The organism is Gracilibacillus pellucidus (genome assembly GCF_033949965.1).
GTDB lineage: Bacteria > Bacillota > Bacilli > Bacillales > Amphibacillaceae > Gracilibacillus > Gracilibacillus pellucidus.
On sequence record NZ_JAWZSR010000005.1, the window covers coordinates 1 to 13,649 of the forward strand.

At 37.4% G+C, this 13,649-nt stretch carries 16 protein-coding genes, 11 tRNA genes and 1 rRNA gene; 1 reads left to right on the forward strand and 27 read right to left on the reverse strand.

What is annotated here, in order from left to right:
• The 13 genes from SH601_RS09875 to SH601_RS09935 form a co-directional block, all read right to left on the reverse strand.
• Positions 1–65, reverse strand: a 16S ribosomal RNA gene (locus SH601_RS09875); the annotation flags it as partial.
• Positions 66–158: 93 nt separating this feature from the next.
• Positions 159–235: transfer RNA gene (locus tag SH601_RS09880), tRNA-Ile, on the reverse strand.
• 9 nt (positions 236–244) lie between these two features.
• Positions 245–318: transfer RNA gene (locus SH601_RS09885), tRNA-Gly, on the reverse strand.
• Positions 319–352: 34 nt separating this feature from the next.
• A tRNA-Pro gene (locus SH601_RS09890) sits at positions 353–429 on the reverse strand.
• A 4-nt stretch (positions 430–433) separates the two neighbouring features.
• A tRNA-Arg gene (locus tag SH601_RS09895) sits at positions 434–510 on the reverse strand.
• 70 nt (positions 511–580) lie between these two features.
• Positions 581–667: transfer RNA gene (locus SH601_RS09900), tRNA-Leu, on the reverse strand.
• Between the two features lie 21 nt (positions 668–688).
• Positions 689–761: transfer RNA gene (locus SH601_RS09905), tRNA-Lys, on the reverse strand.
• Positions 762–917: 156 nt separating this feature from the next.
• A tRNA-Gln gene (locus SH601_RS09910) sits at positions 918–992 on the reverse strand.
• 5 nt (positions 993–997) lie between these two features.
• Positions 998–1,074, reverse strand: a tRNA-Asp gene (locus tag SH601_RS09915).
• Between the two features lie 25 nt (positions 1,075–1,099).
• Positions 1,100–1,171, reverse strand: a tRNA-Glu gene (locus SH601_RS09920).
• Positions 1,172–1,184: 13 nt separating this feature from the next.
• Positions 1,185–1,275: transfer RNA gene (locus SH601_RS09925), tRNA-Ser, on the reverse strand.
• A gap of 1 nt (position 1,276) precedes the next feature.
• Positions 1,277–1,351: transfer RNA gene (locus SH601_RS09930), tRNA-Asn, on the reverse strand.
• Positions 1,352–1,606: 255 nt separating this feature from the next.
• On the reverse strand, positions 1,607–2,065 hold the full coding sequence (locus SH601_RS09935) for a SprT family protein (protein ID WP_413775113.1): 459 nt from the start codon (positions 2,063–2,065) through the stop codon (positions 1,607–1,609).
• A gap of 75 nt (positions 2,066–2,140) precedes the next feature.
• Between SH601_RS09935 and cmpA the strand changes: the two genes are divergently transcribed.
• The gene (gene cmpA, locus SH601_RS09940) at positions 2,141–2,263 is read left to right on the forward strand and encodes a cortex morphogenetic protein CmpA (RefSeq protein ID WP_319958141.1); all 123 of its coding nucleotides are present in this window, start codon (positions 2,141–2,143) and stop codon (positions 2,261–2,263) included.
• Between the two features lie 71 nt (positions 2,264–2,334).
• Here cmpA and SH601_RS09945 read toward each other — a convergent pair whose 3' ends face one another.
• The 14 genes from SH601_RS09945 to acpS form a co-directional block, all read right to left on the reverse strand.
• Positions 2,335–4,500 carry a Tex family protein gene (locus SH601_RS09945; RefSeq protein ID WP_319958142.1) on the reverse strand — a complete coding sequence of 722 codons (2,166 nt, stop codon included), beginning with the start codon at positions 4,498–4,500 and terminating at the stop codon, positions 2,335–2,337.
• A gap of 76 nt (positions 4,501–4,576) precedes the next feature.
• Positions 4,577–5,182 carry a SpoIIE family protein phosphatase gene (locus SH601_RS09950; protein WP_319958143.1) on the reverse strand — a complete coding sequence of 202 codons (606 nt, stop codon included), beginning with the start codon at positions 5,180–5,182 and terminating at the stop codon, positions 4,577–4,579.
• Positions 5,182–5,973, reverse strand: a complete 792-nt coding sequence (gene sigB, locus SH601_RS09955; protein ID WP_319958144.1) for an RNA polymerase sigma factor SigB — start codon at positions 5,971–5,973, stop codon at positions 5,182–5,184. Before sigB ends, SH601_RS09950 begins: the two co-directional genes overlap by 1 nt.
• Positions 5,945–6,421: an anti-sigma B factor RsbW gene (gene rsbW, locus SH601_RS09960; RefSeq protein WP_319958145.1), complete on the reverse strand. Its 477-nt coding sequence runs from the start codon at positions 6,419–6,421 to the stop codon at positions 5,945–5,947. The genes sigB and rsbW overlap by 29 nt, the downstream gene beginning before the upstream one ends.
• A gap of 1 nt (position 6,422) precedes the next feature.
• Positions 6,423–6,752: an anti-sigma factor antagonist gene (locus SH601_RS09965; RefSeq protein ID WP_319958147.1), complete on the reverse strand. Its 330-nt coding sequence runs from the start codon at positions 6,750–6,752 to the stop codon at positions 6,423–6,425.
• Between the two features lie 133 nt (positions 6,753–6,885).
• Positions 6,886–7,893 carry a PP2C family protein-serine/threonine phosphatase gene (locus tag SH601_RS09970; RefSeq protein WP_319958148.1) on the reverse strand — a complete coding sequence of 336 codons (1,008 nt, stop codon included), beginning with the start codon at positions 7,891–7,893 and terminating at the stop codon, positions 6,886–6,888.
• A 35-nt stretch (positions 7,894–7,928) separates the two neighbouring features.
• Positions 7,929–8,330, reverse strand: coding sequence for an anti-sigma regulatory factor (locus SH601_RS09975; protein WP_319958150.1), 402 nt, complete (start codon positions 8,328–8,330; stop codon positions 7,929–7,931).
• Between the two features lie 2 nt (positions 8,331–8,332).
• Complete coding sequence (locus SH601_RS09980; RefSeq protein WP_319958151.1) at positions 8,333–8,689, reverse strand: STAS domain-containing protein; 357 nt, start codon at positions 8,687–8,689, stop codon at positions 8,333–8,335.
• A 12-nt stretch (positions 8,690–8,701) separates the two neighbouring features.
• Entirely contained in the window at positions 8,702–9,568 is an 867-nt protein-coding gene (locus SH601_RS09985; RefSeq protein ID WP_319958152.1) for an RsbT co-antagonist protein RsbRA, read from the reverse strand.
• Between the two features lie 173 nt (positions 9,569–9,741).
• Positions 9,742–10,092, reverse strand: coding sequence for a type II toxin-antitoxin system PemK/MazF family toxin (locus SH601_RS09990; RefSeq protein WP_319958153.1), 351 nt, complete (start codon positions 10,090–10,092; stop codon positions 9,742–9,744).
• A 3-nt stretch (positions 10,093–10,095) separates the two neighbouring features.
• Entirely contained in the window at positions 10,096–10,371 is a 276-nt protein-coding gene (locus tag SH601_RS09995; RefSeq protein WP_319958154.1) for a CopG family ribbon-helix-helix protein, read from the reverse strand.
• 170 nt (positions 10,372–10,541) lie between these two features.
• Positions 10,542–11,660 (reverse strand): alanine racemase, encoded by a 1,119-nt coding sequence (alr, locus tag SH601_RS10000; protein WP_319958155.1) that lies wholly within the window; start codon positions 11,658–11,660, stop codon positions 10,542–10,544.
• A 317-nt stretch (positions 11,661–11,977) separates the two neighbouring features.
• Positions 11,978–12,997 carry a LolA family protein gene (locus SH601_RS10005; RefSeq protein WP_319958156.1) on the reverse strand — a complete coding sequence of 340 codons (1,020 nt, stop codon included), beginning with the start codon at positions 12,995–12,997 and terminating at the stop codon, positions 11,978–11,980.
• Positions 12,998–13,253: 256 nt separating this feature from the next.
• Positions 13,254–13,619, reverse strand: coding sequence for a holo-ACP synthase (gene acpS, locus SH601_RS10010; RefSeq protein ID WP_319958157.1), 366 nt, complete (start codon positions 13,617–13,619; stop codon positions 13,254–13,256).
• Positions 13,620–13,649: the final 30 nt, after the last annotated feature.

Sequence of the window (13,649 nt, forward strand, 5' to 3'; positions counted from 1 at the left end):
TCGACTTGCATGTATTAGGCACGCCGCCAGCGTTCGTCCTGAGCCAAGATCAAACTCTCAATAAAGTTGACTTATGCTCACTTCTATAAGCTAGCATGTTTCATGTTTAAATTCATACTGGTTGTTTTGTTCAGTTTTCAAAGTTCAATTTGTATAAATGGTGGGCCTGAGTGGACTCGAACCACCGACCTCACGCTTATCAGGCGTGCGCTCTAACCAGCTGAGCTACAGGCCCATTTATTAATGGAGCGGGTGAAGGGAATCGAACCCTCGACATCAGCTTGGAAGGCTGAGGTTTTGCCGTTAAACTACACCCGCAAGTGTTTTAAATGTATCTAATTAAATTTTCTGCTGGTCGGGAAGACAGGATTTGAACCTGCGACCCCTTGGTCCCAAACCAAGTGCTCTACCAAACTGAGCCACTTCCCGGTTATGGCGCGCCCGAGAGGAGTCGAACCCCTAACCTCTTGATCCGTAGTCAAACGCTCTATCCAATTGAGCTACGGGCGCTTATTAAAGCGACATCTATTAATATATCACACAAGTTGTAACCAAGTCAATAGTTTTTTAAAAGTTTTTTTGGTGCGGTCGAGAGGACTTGAACCTCCACGGGATTATCTCCCACTAGGCCCTCAACCTAGCGCGTCTGCCATTCCGCCACGACCGCTCGCTGCATGCAATAAAATGATGAGCCATGGAGGGCTCGAACCTCCGACCCTCTGATTAAAAGTCAGATGCTCTACCAACTGAGCTAATGGCTCTTAATGCAATAATATCACGAAAGCAGTTCGCATTCTGTTTTTTGAAATCATCTGATTTCAAACGCTAGCAGAAGCATCCTTACCTACACTGTCCATCTTCTTTTATCTTTCTTGTGAAAGATTGATCAAAAGAAAAGATTAATAAAAATATTTAAATGGCTGGGCTAGCTGGATTCGAACCAGCGCATGACGGTACCAAAAACCGTTGCCTTACCGCTTGGCTATAGCCCAACGAATGGCGGTCCGGACGGGACTCGAACCCGCGACCTCCTGCGTGACAGGCAGGCATTCTAACCAACTGAACTACCGGACCTATTAAATTCTTCTTTTAAAAAAGATGACCCGTACGGGATTCGAACCCGTGTTACCGCCGTGAAAGGGCGGTGTCTTAACCGCTTGACCAACGGGCCATTAAAAAATTAATGGCGGAGAAGGAGGGATTTGAACCCTCGCGCCGCTTACACGACCTACACCCTTAGCAGGGGCGCCTCTTCAGCCACTTGAGTACTTCTCCATGGCTCCACAGGTAGGACTCGAACCTACGACCGATCGGTTAACAGCCGATTGCTCTACCGCTGAGCTACTGTGGAATAATTTGTTCAACCATATTGGCGACGTTAAATATAATATAACATCTTTTTAGAAATGTCAACAACTTTTTTGAAATAATTTTTGAAGTTGTTTTGAAAATGCGTCTCTCGAAGTGACACCAATATAATTTAACACATGTTTTATACCATAGTCAATAGTTTTATTATATTTTTTTAAGTCTTATCAAAAAGTATTGTGCCCCTGTATTCTCCGCTCAGCTTATCTGTTACAACTTGAATGATGAAATAGACAGTTTACGGATGATTACCCTGCAATAAAATTAGCGTTCCTTTGCACTTACCACAGCGATATTGTTTTAAATTCATTCTCTTTTTCCTCGGATAGATATAACCGCAATTCGTACATTGATATTTGTATCGGTACTCTTTTTGAATGGACGGTAATGGATTACAATGCCTTGGTGAATTCGTTTCTTTTAAAAGCTGCTTAAACTCCGGATCACGATGTTGATAGCCTTTCCCCTCGATATGAAGATGATAGTGACACAACTCATGCTTAATAATCCCAACAAATTCATCGTACCCTAATTCTGTATAATACTTAGGGTTTAATTCGATAACTCTTTGTGATGGTATGTAGCGCCCTCCAGTAGTCCTTAGACGGTTATTGAATCGGACTTCATCTATAAAGGGTTTCTTAAATATATTGTTTGAAATATCATGTATCAATTTCTCTAACTCTGTCTGTGTCATTATTCCCACACATTCACACCATCCTATCTTATTTCATATGATAAAACAACAGTTATTCATGAAAGGATGTTAAGAATGCCTAAATGGCTTCAAAAACAGTTAGCTGGTGCATTCCTTCATAAAAATAAGTATCAAATCCGTTTGTTAAATCAATGCTGGTTCTTTTATTGGGATAGTGAAGAAAATAAAGTGGAGTAAAAGGAGCTTTTGAATGCCCCCTTTACTCTTCTTTTTTTATCACGAACGCTCCTACTGATTGAAGTCTAACTTTATGATTGAACCATCGTAAGCGCAATTCGCCCTTTCTCTATATCCACTTGGTCCACCCATACAGTTACTACATCACCAACGGATGCAATATCCATTGGGTGTTTCACGTAGTTGTTAGACATTTTTGAAATATGAACTAATCCATCTTGTTTTACGCCGATATCAACGAACACACCAAAGTCTACTACATTGCGGACTGTTCCTTGTAATTCCATACCATTTTTTAAATCTTCCATTGATAATACATTTTTCTTCAGTAATGGCTGTGGTAAATCATCACGTGGGTCACGGTTTGGACTCACTAAAGCCTTTAATATATCCTCTAAAGTTGGTAAACCAATTTCTAAAGTCTCTGCTAAAGCTTTTTTATCTAATTGATTGATTAAGTCTTTCAAGTTCTCTGTACCTAAATCATCTACCTGACAATTCACTTCTGTTAAAACCTGTTTTGCTGCTTTATACGATTCTGGATGGATTGGTGTGCGATCTAATGGCTCTTCCCCATCTACTACTCGCAAGAATCCGATACTTTGTTCGTATGTTTTATTACCAAGCCTAGGTATATCTTTTAATTGTTTTCGGTTTGTGAATTTACCATGTTCATCACGATATTTTACAATATTGTTTGCAACTGTCTTATTTAGTCCTGAAGCATATTGTAATAAAGAGGAAGAGGCTGTATTAACATTTACTCCAACTTGGTTTACCGCTGTTTCGACTACAAAGGTTAACGATTCGGCTAATCTTTTCTGGCTAACATCGTGTTGATATTGCCCAACACCAATTGCTTTAGGCTCTATTTTTACTAATTCTGCAAGTGGATCTTGCACACGTCTGGCAATAGATACTGCACTTCGCTCTTCAACCTGCAAATCAGGAAATTCCTCTCTTGCTAGTTTAGATGCAGAGTACACACTGGCTCCAGCTTCATTCACAATAATGTAGGCAATATCTAATTGGTGCTTATCAATAACATCAGCAATAAATTGCTCTGTCTCACGCGAAGCTGTACCATTACCAATTGCAATTAATTCTACTGGATACTCGTCTAAAAAGTTGATTACTTTTTTCTCCGCTCCAGCTGTATCATGTTTTGGCGCTGTTGGATACATGACATCAATTGCTTTAACCTTCCCAGTATCATCAATAACCGATAATTTACATCCTGTTCTAAAAGCCGGGTCTACACCTAACACATATTTTCCTTTCAATGGTGGTTGTAACAATAAGCTTTTTAGGTTTTTAGAGAAAATATCAATCGCTTGTTCTTCCGCTACTTCTGATAAATTGGAACGTATTTCTCTTTCAACAGAGGGTTGTATCAAGCGCTTATAGCTATCCTCTATCACTTGCAATAAATATTCTTTTATTTCTACTGTTGCAGATGGTTGTAGAACCTGTTTGCGCAAATACTCTTTTACACTCTCTACCGGAGGCTCTACTTGTACTCTGAGCACCTCTTCTTTTTCTCCTCTATTTAGCGCTAAAATTCGGTGCGAGACAATTTTGCTTACTGCTTCACTATACTCATAATACATTTCATAAATTTTTTTCTCATCTAATTCTGGTTTTTTCGCTTTAGCAACGATCAAGCCTTTTTGATATGTTTGCTTACGAATCTGTTCGCGATATGCCGGTTCATCTGCTACCCATTCTGCTATTATATCTTGAACGCCGGCTAGCACATCCTCTACTGTATGTAAACCATGTTCTTCGGATAAATAATCAGAAGCATTCGCTAAATCAGTAGTCTGTTCTTTATATATTGTTTCCGCTAATGGCTCTAGACCTTTTTCTTTGGCAATTGTTGCTCTTGTACGACGTTTCTGTTTATAAGGACGATACAAATCTTCTACTTTTTGAAGTTGTGTGGCTTGCTCGATGTTCTTCTGCAAATCTTCCGTTAATTTCCCTTGTTCATCTATCAAGCGAATGACTTCTTTTTTTCGGTCAGAAAGTGTATTGACATAATTCCATGCATCTTGGATATCTTTAATCTGCACCTCATCAAGTGACCCTGTCATTTCTTTTCGATAACGTGCAATAAAAGGTACCGTATTTCCTTCTTCTAATAATTGAATAACACTTTTTACTGCTTTTTGATTAATCTTTGTTTTATCTGTAACAGCATTAATTAGTTGTATATATTCTTCACTATTTGCCAATGCGCTTCCTCCTTCATATAGATCCTTCTTTATTTTAACAAAATTATCAACAAAACAAAAAAGAACCCCCTATCATCTAAAGGGATTCTTCATAATACTTCATTGCTATTAAAGTCGTATCATCTTCTAATGGTTGTTGGTTCAAGTAAGCAAAAGTATCTGTTATATGTTCCACTTCTCGATGATGAAAATACGGATTAGATACTTCCCTTGCTTGCACTCCATCAGAAAACATAATAAAAATCATATCTGGCTCCAATTCGCCTGTCATTTCTTTAAATGGTTTTTCATAACTACTCAAATATCCCGCTAGTGGTATATTTCTTTTTTTAGTAGACTGTGCATTAATGGTCATCAATCCGATATTCCCAATTGACGAGTAAGTGTATTGCTTTGTCATAAAATTAATTCGCAAAATCCCTAAGACTACTCCGCGTTTTCCCATTAGCTTCTCACTACTTTTTTTCATTATTGTTTTAACAGATTCATTCCGATATTCACGAATGACATCCATAACAATTTGTGATGATTCCCTCGCTAATTCACCACTACCGAGCCCATCCGCTAACGCACAAATATATTTGCCATCAGATTCGTGATAAAAGTAACTATCCCCACAATAATAATTGCCTTTTTTAGCTTTTTGGAAAACAGATACCTTCATATGTTCTCGTCTTTGCATTAACGAATGGCCTCCATATCTTCTGCATGTAATGCTTCACGAAGTTTCTTTAGTGCTTGCCGTTGTATTCTTGATACATGCATTTGTGATATTCCTAGTATTTCTCCTGTTTCCTTCTGGCTTTTATTCTCAAAATACGTATATTGTAAGATTTGTTGCTCCCGCTCGGTTAAAATCGGCATAATCTTCTTCAATAACAGTTGTCTGTCCACGTCATCATAGCCTAACTCTTTATTGCCGACTAAATCTAAAATGGATACTTCACTACCTTCAGCATCTGCTTCAATTTTTCGATCAACAGATAAAGCATTATAGCTTTGACTCATCTCCATTGTTTCAAGCACTTCTTCTTCTGAGACTTGAATGAAATCAGCTATCTCCTTAATAGATGGTGATTGCTGATTATCTGTTAATAAAGTTTCTGTTGCCTTTTTAATTTTTGGGCCTAGCTCTTTAATTCTTCTTGGAACATGTATACTCCATGTTTTATCACGAATGAATCGTTTGATTTCTCCAATAATAGTAGGGATAGCAAATGATTCAAACGATTTCCCAACATTCGGGTCATATCTTCTAATCGCTGCCAACAGACCTAACATTCCCACTTGTTCAAGATCTTCATAAATTATTTCGTTTTTTGCATATTTACGCGCAAGTGACTTTACGAGATTTTGATACGTTAACACAATTTTCTCTTGCGTAGCTTGGTCATCTGGGTTCTCTTGAGAAATTCGAATCCATTGATAAACCTCATCATCACGATTACTGCGTGGTTGAGATTTGGTTGTCATTAACATCCACCTCATTTTCATGGAGGTATTTCGTCATTAATACAATCACACCGTAATCATTTTTTATTTCCACTTTATCCATTAATGCTTCAATTAAAAATAATCCGAAGCCACCTTCACGCAAATCTTCGATAGATTGATCACTTTCATATGGTCCTATACCTTTTTTTACTTTCTGTAAATCGAAGCTACCACCTCTATCTGCAATCATCACTTCTAAACGATCTTGATAAACACCAAAACCTATTGTTACTTCGCCACCATCTTCCTTCTTATAAGCATGTTCTGTAGCATTTGCCATTGCTTCTGATATTGCTACCTTTAAATCTTCTATATCTTCATAGCTAAAGCCCATTCGGTTCGCTATCCCTGATGTACTTAACCTAACCACACCTACATATTCAGCCTTAGCTGGCACTTTCATTTCAATAAAGTCAAAGGGTTCCATATTATTTCCCACCTCGTACACTTGAATCAATATTAATAATGCCATCTAATCCAGTAATATCGAACAATCTTCTCACACGATCTTGCAGGCAAATCAAGCGTAATTTACTATTATTTGCGTCCGAGGATTTCAACGCCCCGATAAATACACCTAAACCTGTACTATCCATGTAACTTACATCCTCCATATTGACAACCACTTCCGTTCCTTTAATCTCTATTAACGGCAACAGAGCTTCCTTTAACTTAGGTGCTGTATAGGCATCAATTTCTCCAGATAATTTCACTTCTTGCGTATTGCCGTCTTCTTTTGTCTCTACATATAAATTCAAAACAGTTACCTCCTCGTCAACCGACAAAACTCGCTCTCTTACTGGGCTTGTCTTTGCTGTTGATAAAAGATAAGGCTTGTCAATTTTAGTTTTAAGCTTACCTTTCTTTATTCCCTATTTTATTTTCTATAAACTACTTTTTTAAAAAGATAAGAGTAAAATCATCTCGTAAATGGAAATCTTGTAAACGTTCAAAATGACGATAAACAGAACATACCGCTTCTTGGGCAGGTAAATGCATATACTCTCTAATAACTTCTAACACTTCTTCTTTCTCAATAAAACGATCACCAATACGACATTCTGTTACACCATCTGTTAAAAAGATTGCTATATCGCCTTCTACCATCGTAATACCATGTTGCTCATAATCCGCCTGACAAGTAACACCTAATACAAGCCCTTGTGTTTTCATTTCGAAAAAGGTATCCTTCTCTGCACAATAATAAAATCCCGGTTCGTGACCAGCCGATGAATATTGCAACGCTCCTGTATCATCATTATATAATCCGTAGAACATTGTAATAAACATACTAGAGTCAGCAATATTTCGGCCTACTACGCGGTTTAAATGTTCTAATATAACACTAGGACTTCTCATCGTATCTGGAAAACTATCCATTGAATACTTGATCATCGACATCGCTAAAGCAGCGGGTATTCCTTTCCCAATGACATCTGCAACTGCAATCCCTAAATTATTCGATTCATCCGTAACAAAGTGATAGTAATCTCCATTCATCTGATGTGACGGAACACTGATTGCTCCAATATCAAGCCCTATTACGTTCGGCTTGGTAGTAGATAGTAAGTTTTGTTGTACATTTGCTGCAATCGAAATTTCTGATTCAAGTGCTCCTTGTTTCTCTTGTAACGACCTGAACTCCTGATATGCAAGCCCATATGAAATCATTGTTTCTAACAAAAAATTCATAGAAGCGTCAATTTCCGCTGGTAATTCCGGATATAATTCTTTTAATGCTTGGATATGGACATTAATAATTTCTTCAGGAGATATGTTGTGCTGTATAGAATACTTACTGAATTGTTCTGCTTGATATAACGACCTTTCATCTTGTGCCATAATATACTTTTGTAATAAATCTCTATAGTTACTGACATCGATTTTTTCGGTTTTCATTTCCATACCCCCTTAGCTATAATTACTATGTTTTATTACCGAACCCATTTAATAGTAGATATAGTCGTTCCTTTACCAGGATCAGAAATGATATCAAAAAAATCCATCAATCTTTTTACCCCCGGTAATCCTGCACCTAGTCCACCAGAAGTAGAATAACCGTCTTCCATTACTTTACTTAAATCTTCTATACCTGGCCCTTTGTCAGATGCTACAATTCTTAAACCTTTCTTATTCATCTCCTCTATAATTTCATACTCAACCTTTCCTTCTTCGGCATATAAATAGATATTTCTAGCTAACTCTGATATCGCAGTGGCGATTCTCGCTTGGTCAATCGTTCCAAAACCCAAATCTTTTGCTAACTTTCTGCCCATTTGCCTAGCACCAACAATATCCCATTCTTTCTTTATTCTCACACTTGAGCTTGTTATCATCTTTACTCCCCCAGTTCCTGGTGAAGTTTAATTAGCCCTTGTTCTAAATCAAGTGCTGTAGCAACATTTTGCATATGAATACCTAAATCAATTAAAGTGATTGCAACAGCAGGTTGAATACCTGTTAGAACAACTTTTGCTCCCATTAAATCTGACATTGATACAACATCGCCTAATACTTTAGCTATAAAGGAATCTATCATATCAACGGAAGTTAAATCGATGACTACACCTGTTGCTCCACTCTTATGTATGTTATGAAGTAAGTCTTCCTGAAAATCAATCGCTGTTTGATCATCGAGATCAATTTGAATAGAAACCAATAAATAATTATGTAATTTTAATATTGGGATTCTCATCGAAGCACCTCCTTATTTCAATGAATCAATCATCTTGATGATTTCATCTTTATCATCTTGCTTTAAATCAATAATTTCTCGATTAGTTAATTTCAACGCTTCATTAAATCCTTTTTTCAAAGAGCTTTTTGTCGGAAATTTGCTCAAATCAATACCTAAATTAACAATTGTCTGGGCAATTTCTGGCCGGATCCCTACTAAAATACAAGTCGCTCCTATAAGACGCACCGCTTCAGCTGCCTGTATAATATGATGGGCTACCATCGTATCTACAACTGGCACCCCAGTGATATCCATTAGGACAACCTCTGAATTGTGTTTAATCACACCTTCTAAAAGATTTTCCATAATTAATTTTGCTCGTTCTGTGTCAACTGTACCAACTAAAGGCATAACTGTAATATTATCCATTACCGGAATAAGTGGTGCTGATAATTCTTGTAATGCCATTCTTTGCAAGGATACGGTATTTTCCCAGCTTCCTGAATACCGATTAACGAGATGACTGATAAGCGGCTCTACCCAGTCCTCTACAATAATCAAAATGTTTGAAAACTCGTTTGAATCATTTTGTTTAGATTGACTTATAATAAATTCAATCGTTACACGCTTAAATTTTTGCAATCCATCCGTTATATAACTAAGTGGCCAGCCAAGACTGATTAAACGTTCTGCAAAATCATCCATCTCGACGATATCACCTTTTCGATTAATACTAGTAAAAATAACATTGATAAACTCTTGATTTGTCGTATGATACAGATCATCTGATATACTTGATGTATAATCTGTTATACGCTTTTCTGTAATTTCGTTCAACCACTTTTTGGAAATCACATCACTGTTTTCGATGACAATTTTACGTAATGTTTCAGGCATTTATTCGACCTCCACTTCTCTCTATTTCACTCTACTAATTAGTTTACATCAAAATAATAGAATTTTCGATTAATTAAAAGAACATTTTGTCCATAAATACGAACTTTTTTCCCTTACCTATAAAAAAAACACCCTTGCTTTTTAAAAAAGCAAGGGTGTTTGTAGATAAAGGATTAGAAATCAATTAGGCCTAAACTAATTTCTAATCCTTTATCAATTCGTTCCATCATATTACTATCTAGCTGCGTTATCTTATCTGTTAACCGCTGCTTATCGATCGTTCGGATCTGCTCTAACAATATAACAGAATTCCGTTCAAATCCATATTTATTTGCGTCTATTTCGACATGTGTCGGTAATTTAGCCTTTTGAATTTGGGCGGTAATCGCAGCAACAATCACAGTAGGGCTAAAGCGGTTTCCAATATCATTTTGCAAAACTAATACAGGACGTACACCGCCCTGCTCAGACCCCACAACAGGGGAGAGATCGGCGAAATATACGTCGCCTCTTTTTACAATCAAAATCTACACCCCGCTTACGACGCGCTCTAGGGTGATTTCTGCCTCCTCTTCCGCTTGAAAAGCTTCAGAAGCAATATTCAGGTTGATTTTTGCCATCTCCATATAGCCTTTTTGCATTGCTTCCTGGATATGACGTTTCTTTGTTTCACGTAAATACGTCTTTGTTGCTTGACAAATAAAATCACTTAAATTGCTATCTTCACTTTTCATCAAGCCATCCACCTCATTCAACAGGTTTTTAGGTAATCTCACGGCAACTTCTTGTAAGTCTTCAGACAAAACCACACACCTCCACCAACATTAACAAGCCTAAATTCGTAATCCATCCTAATCATATCATTCACGAAAAGGCATTGCAAAGGGATATTTGATATTTTTTCGTTTTTTTCTACAATATACATTCAGTATTACCAGAAGTTTGCAGAATTATCTTGTGTGCCAGATTTATTCTACAAATATACTCTCGGCAATCGGTAACTGAGCATGCATGCTATTTCATAATTAATAGTATCCAACTTTTCCGCCCATTCATCCATTTCTACTACTTTTTCCTGTTGTTCACCAATCAATGTGACTTTATCGCCAACTTCTGCCTGATTTGGCAAACGGATCATCAATTGATCCATGCAAATGCGCCCAACAATTTGACAGCGTTCACCATTCACTAACACTTCTGCATCTTGCATGGATCGACGTATTCCATCAGCATAACCGATTGGCACCGTACCAATCCACTCTTCCTTCTCTGTAACATATGTTGCACCATAACTAATAGGCGTTCCTTTCTCTACCTTCTTCACATGGATTAAGCGACTGTGTAAAGAAAGTGCTGGCTTTAATACTATTGGTCTTTCCCGTTTCACTACTTGTGATGGGTACAATCCATACATGCTAATACCGAAACGGACAAAATCAAACATTTTTTCAGGAAAGCGCATGCTCGCTGCACTATTACCTGTATGATACACTATCTTATGTTTTGACCAATTTCTTTCAAAAAATGCCCTTAATTTTTCAAACTGAGCGATTTGTCCTTCGAAGTGATCCATATTGTGCTCATCTGCCGTTGCAAAATGTGTGAAGATTCCTTCTAATAACACATTGCCACCGTCTAGTAACGGAAGTAATTCTGCCATTTCCTCTTCTGTACGAATACCAATTCTCCCCATTCCAGTATCCCACTTCAAGTGGACTTTGAGCGGATTAGCTAAAGAAATCTTTCTCACTTCTTCCAACCATTCTTTTTGATAACATGTCACTGTAATATCATGTTCTGCAGCAATCTTAGCATCTTCTGGTCGTATCCATCCCATTACTAATATCGGTGCTTGAATACCTGCTTTTCGTAAGTGGAGCGCCTCATCTAATATCGCAACCGCTAGTCTTGTTGCGCCTGCTTCCAAGGCTGTTTTGGCTACTTCCACGTCACCATGTCCATATGCATTTGCTTTTACCACTGCATAGATCTGTGTTTGATCGGACAATTTATTTTTTAATTGCTGTATATTATATATAATATGATTCAAATTCACTTCTACCCAAGAATCTCGATAAAAATTTTCGTTCATGACGATTCTCCTTCATTGCTGTACGATCTAATGTTTTTCATTATATACCAAAAAGCAGGAAAACGATATATAAAAAAATCAGAGAGTATATTGTTATTACTCACGTAACTAAAAAAGCAGACTTTCAAAAAAGTCTGCTTTTACAATTACCAGTAGTAGTATCACTTTATCACCGTGCAAAAGTCTGTAAAGTCCACCGCTCCTAGATTCTAATTGTTTTAAGTAAACTAATTAGGTAATCCACGGACACTAATTTCCTGATACGATTCGCTACCGATCAGTAAGAATGTAAAAATCCTACAAACAGAAGACGTACTTTATTTCATCGCTGCTTCCGTTGACATGGATCTTGCAACTTCTTTCATTTCCTCTTTCGTCAGATGCTCACTTGCAATATAGTAATTCACACCTTGATAGTGCCATTGTAAGGTATCATCACTACTTGCTCCCACTGTAAAACCTAGGTCAACTGGTTCTCCTGTAACTGTTTCTGGTGATATCGTACTTGTCGGATAAACATCAAACGTCTCTTGAATAACGGTGAAATGGCGGTCTCCTTCATACGACAACATTACTCGTTTTCCGTTCTCCGTGTCCATCTGTGTTTCTTCCACTAACTCAGCACCAAGGTTTTCCGAAGGATATAAAACCGTTAACTGACTTGGCACATCTTCTTGTCCCATCACAGGCACCCCGAAAATACTACTCGTCATATTCGTCTCCATATCAAATGTATCTTCCGGTAAATCCGGATCAACCTCAAAGTTAGTAAATTCGACTTCTACCAGATCATTTTTATCATGATCTTGCACTTTCACCATCACTGGTGCATATGTTTTCTTATCAAAATAAATCGTCTGATACGGCAAATTACTGTTACTTTCATAACTTGTTTTCGTCTCAAACACATAATGTCCTTCTGTTGTCGTAAATGTTGCATCTGGATCTTCGATTAAATCATTAATTAATGATTGATACAAATATGGCTGACTATTGTTTGCTGGCCATTCGCTTTGGAACTTGAAGCTTTTGTTTAATGCTGGCGTTAAAACAAATACCCCTTCATCATTTCGCAGAATGATTTGACTACTTTCTTCATCATTTTCATTTTTTAATAATACACGATAATAGTCTGGTGTCTGATGTGTTACTTCCACTTTATATTCTTGATCTTCTTTCCCCGTGCTTAATTTCATCACCGCTTGTGACTGATAGGCAGTCATCTTCTCTAGGTTCTCTTCCAACTTCTTCACAACATCTTCCTTCGATTTTTCTCCACAAGCTGCTAAAACAATGAGCAATAAAATCCCGATAAGGATACCCATATATTTTTTCATCGCGACACCTCTCCTTTGTCTCCTCTCAAGTGGACAAAGGGAACACGATCCCCGCCTGAGATATTGTACGAAATATTTGCGAGAACTCTTCCATCAAACAAGCTCTATCGATCAGCCTTGTTCTTTTCCTCTATATGCTACAAACCTCCCCTTTTCTTTTCCTATCACGAATTATTCCGTACACCTCTTTTGCGGTTACGATGTACATCTTGTTCCCTCCTACCCGCACTAAAATAGTATGAGACAACCTTCCTTATTATGCAGGTTCACTTTCAATTATCACTTGAGCAACAGCATATTCTTCACTATGAGAGATAGACACAAAGCATATCTCAGTAGTTAAAACGTTTGAATGTAAAATCGGTGCTCCACTATGATGGTTCGTAATTTCAATATCCCTAAAGCGTAATTTTCCAATTCCAGTTCCCCTTGCTTTGGAAAAAGCTTCTTTTGCAGCAAATCTACCCGCTATAAATTCTATTCTTCGCTTATCAGATGAAAGAGCATCTAATAACTCCTTCTCTTTCACTGTTAAAATACGATTAATTATCTTCGGCTGGCGTTCCATAATTTTTCTTATACGTCTCAGCTCAATAATGTCGACTCCAATTCCTTTTATCATATAATCAACTCCATTTACATCGTAAGTATA

Bases quoted from the DNA above. Each gene is read 5' to 3' on its own strand.
- SH601_RS09970 (WP_319958148.1), bottom strand. From the start codon at position 7,893: ATGAAAACCGAAAAAATCGATGTCAGTAACTATAGAGATTTATTACAA.
- SH601_RS09950 (WP_319958143.1), bottom strand. From the start codon at position 5,182: ATGCAAAGACGAGAACATATGAAGGTATCTGTTTTCCAAAAAGCTAAA.
- SH601_RS09980 (WP_319958151.1), bottom strand. From the start codon at position 8,689: ATGAGAATCCCAATATTAAAATTACATAATTATTTATTGGTTTCTATT.
- sigB (WP_319958144.1), bottom strand. From the start codon at position 5,973: ATGACAACCAAATCTCAACCACGCAGTAATCGTGATGATGAGGTTTAT.
- acpS (WP_319958157.1), bottom strand. From the start codon at position 13,619: ATGATAAAAGGAATTGGAGTCGACATTATTGAGCTGAGACGTATAAGA.
- alr (WP_319958155.1), bottom strand. From the start codon at position 11,660: ATGAACGAAAATTTTTATCGAGATTCTTGGGTAGAAGTGAATTTGAAT.
- SH601_RS09935 (WP_413775113.1), bottom strand. From the start codon at position 2,065: ATGACACAGACAGAGTTAGAGAAATTGATACATGATATTTCAAACAAT.
- SH601_RS10005 (WP_319958156.1), bottom strand. From the start codon at position 12,997: ATGAAAAAATATATGGGTATCCTTATCGGGATTTTATTGCTCATTGTT.
- SH601_RS09975 (WP_319958150.1), bottom strand. From the start codon at position 8,330: ATGATAACAAGCTCAAGTGTGAGAATAAAGAAAGAATGGGATATTGTT.
- rsbW (WP_319958145.1), bottom strand. From the start codon at position 6,421: ATGGAACCCTTTGACTTTATTGAAATGAAAGTGCCAGCTAAGGCTGAA.
- SH601_RS09985 (WP_319958152.1), bottom strand. From the start codon at position 9,568: ATGCCTGAAACATTACGTAAAATTGTCATCGAAAACAGTGATGTGATT.
- cmpA (WP_319958141.1), top strand. From the start codon at position 2,141: ATGCCTAAATGGCTTCAAAAACAGTTAGCTGGTGCATTCCTTCATAAA.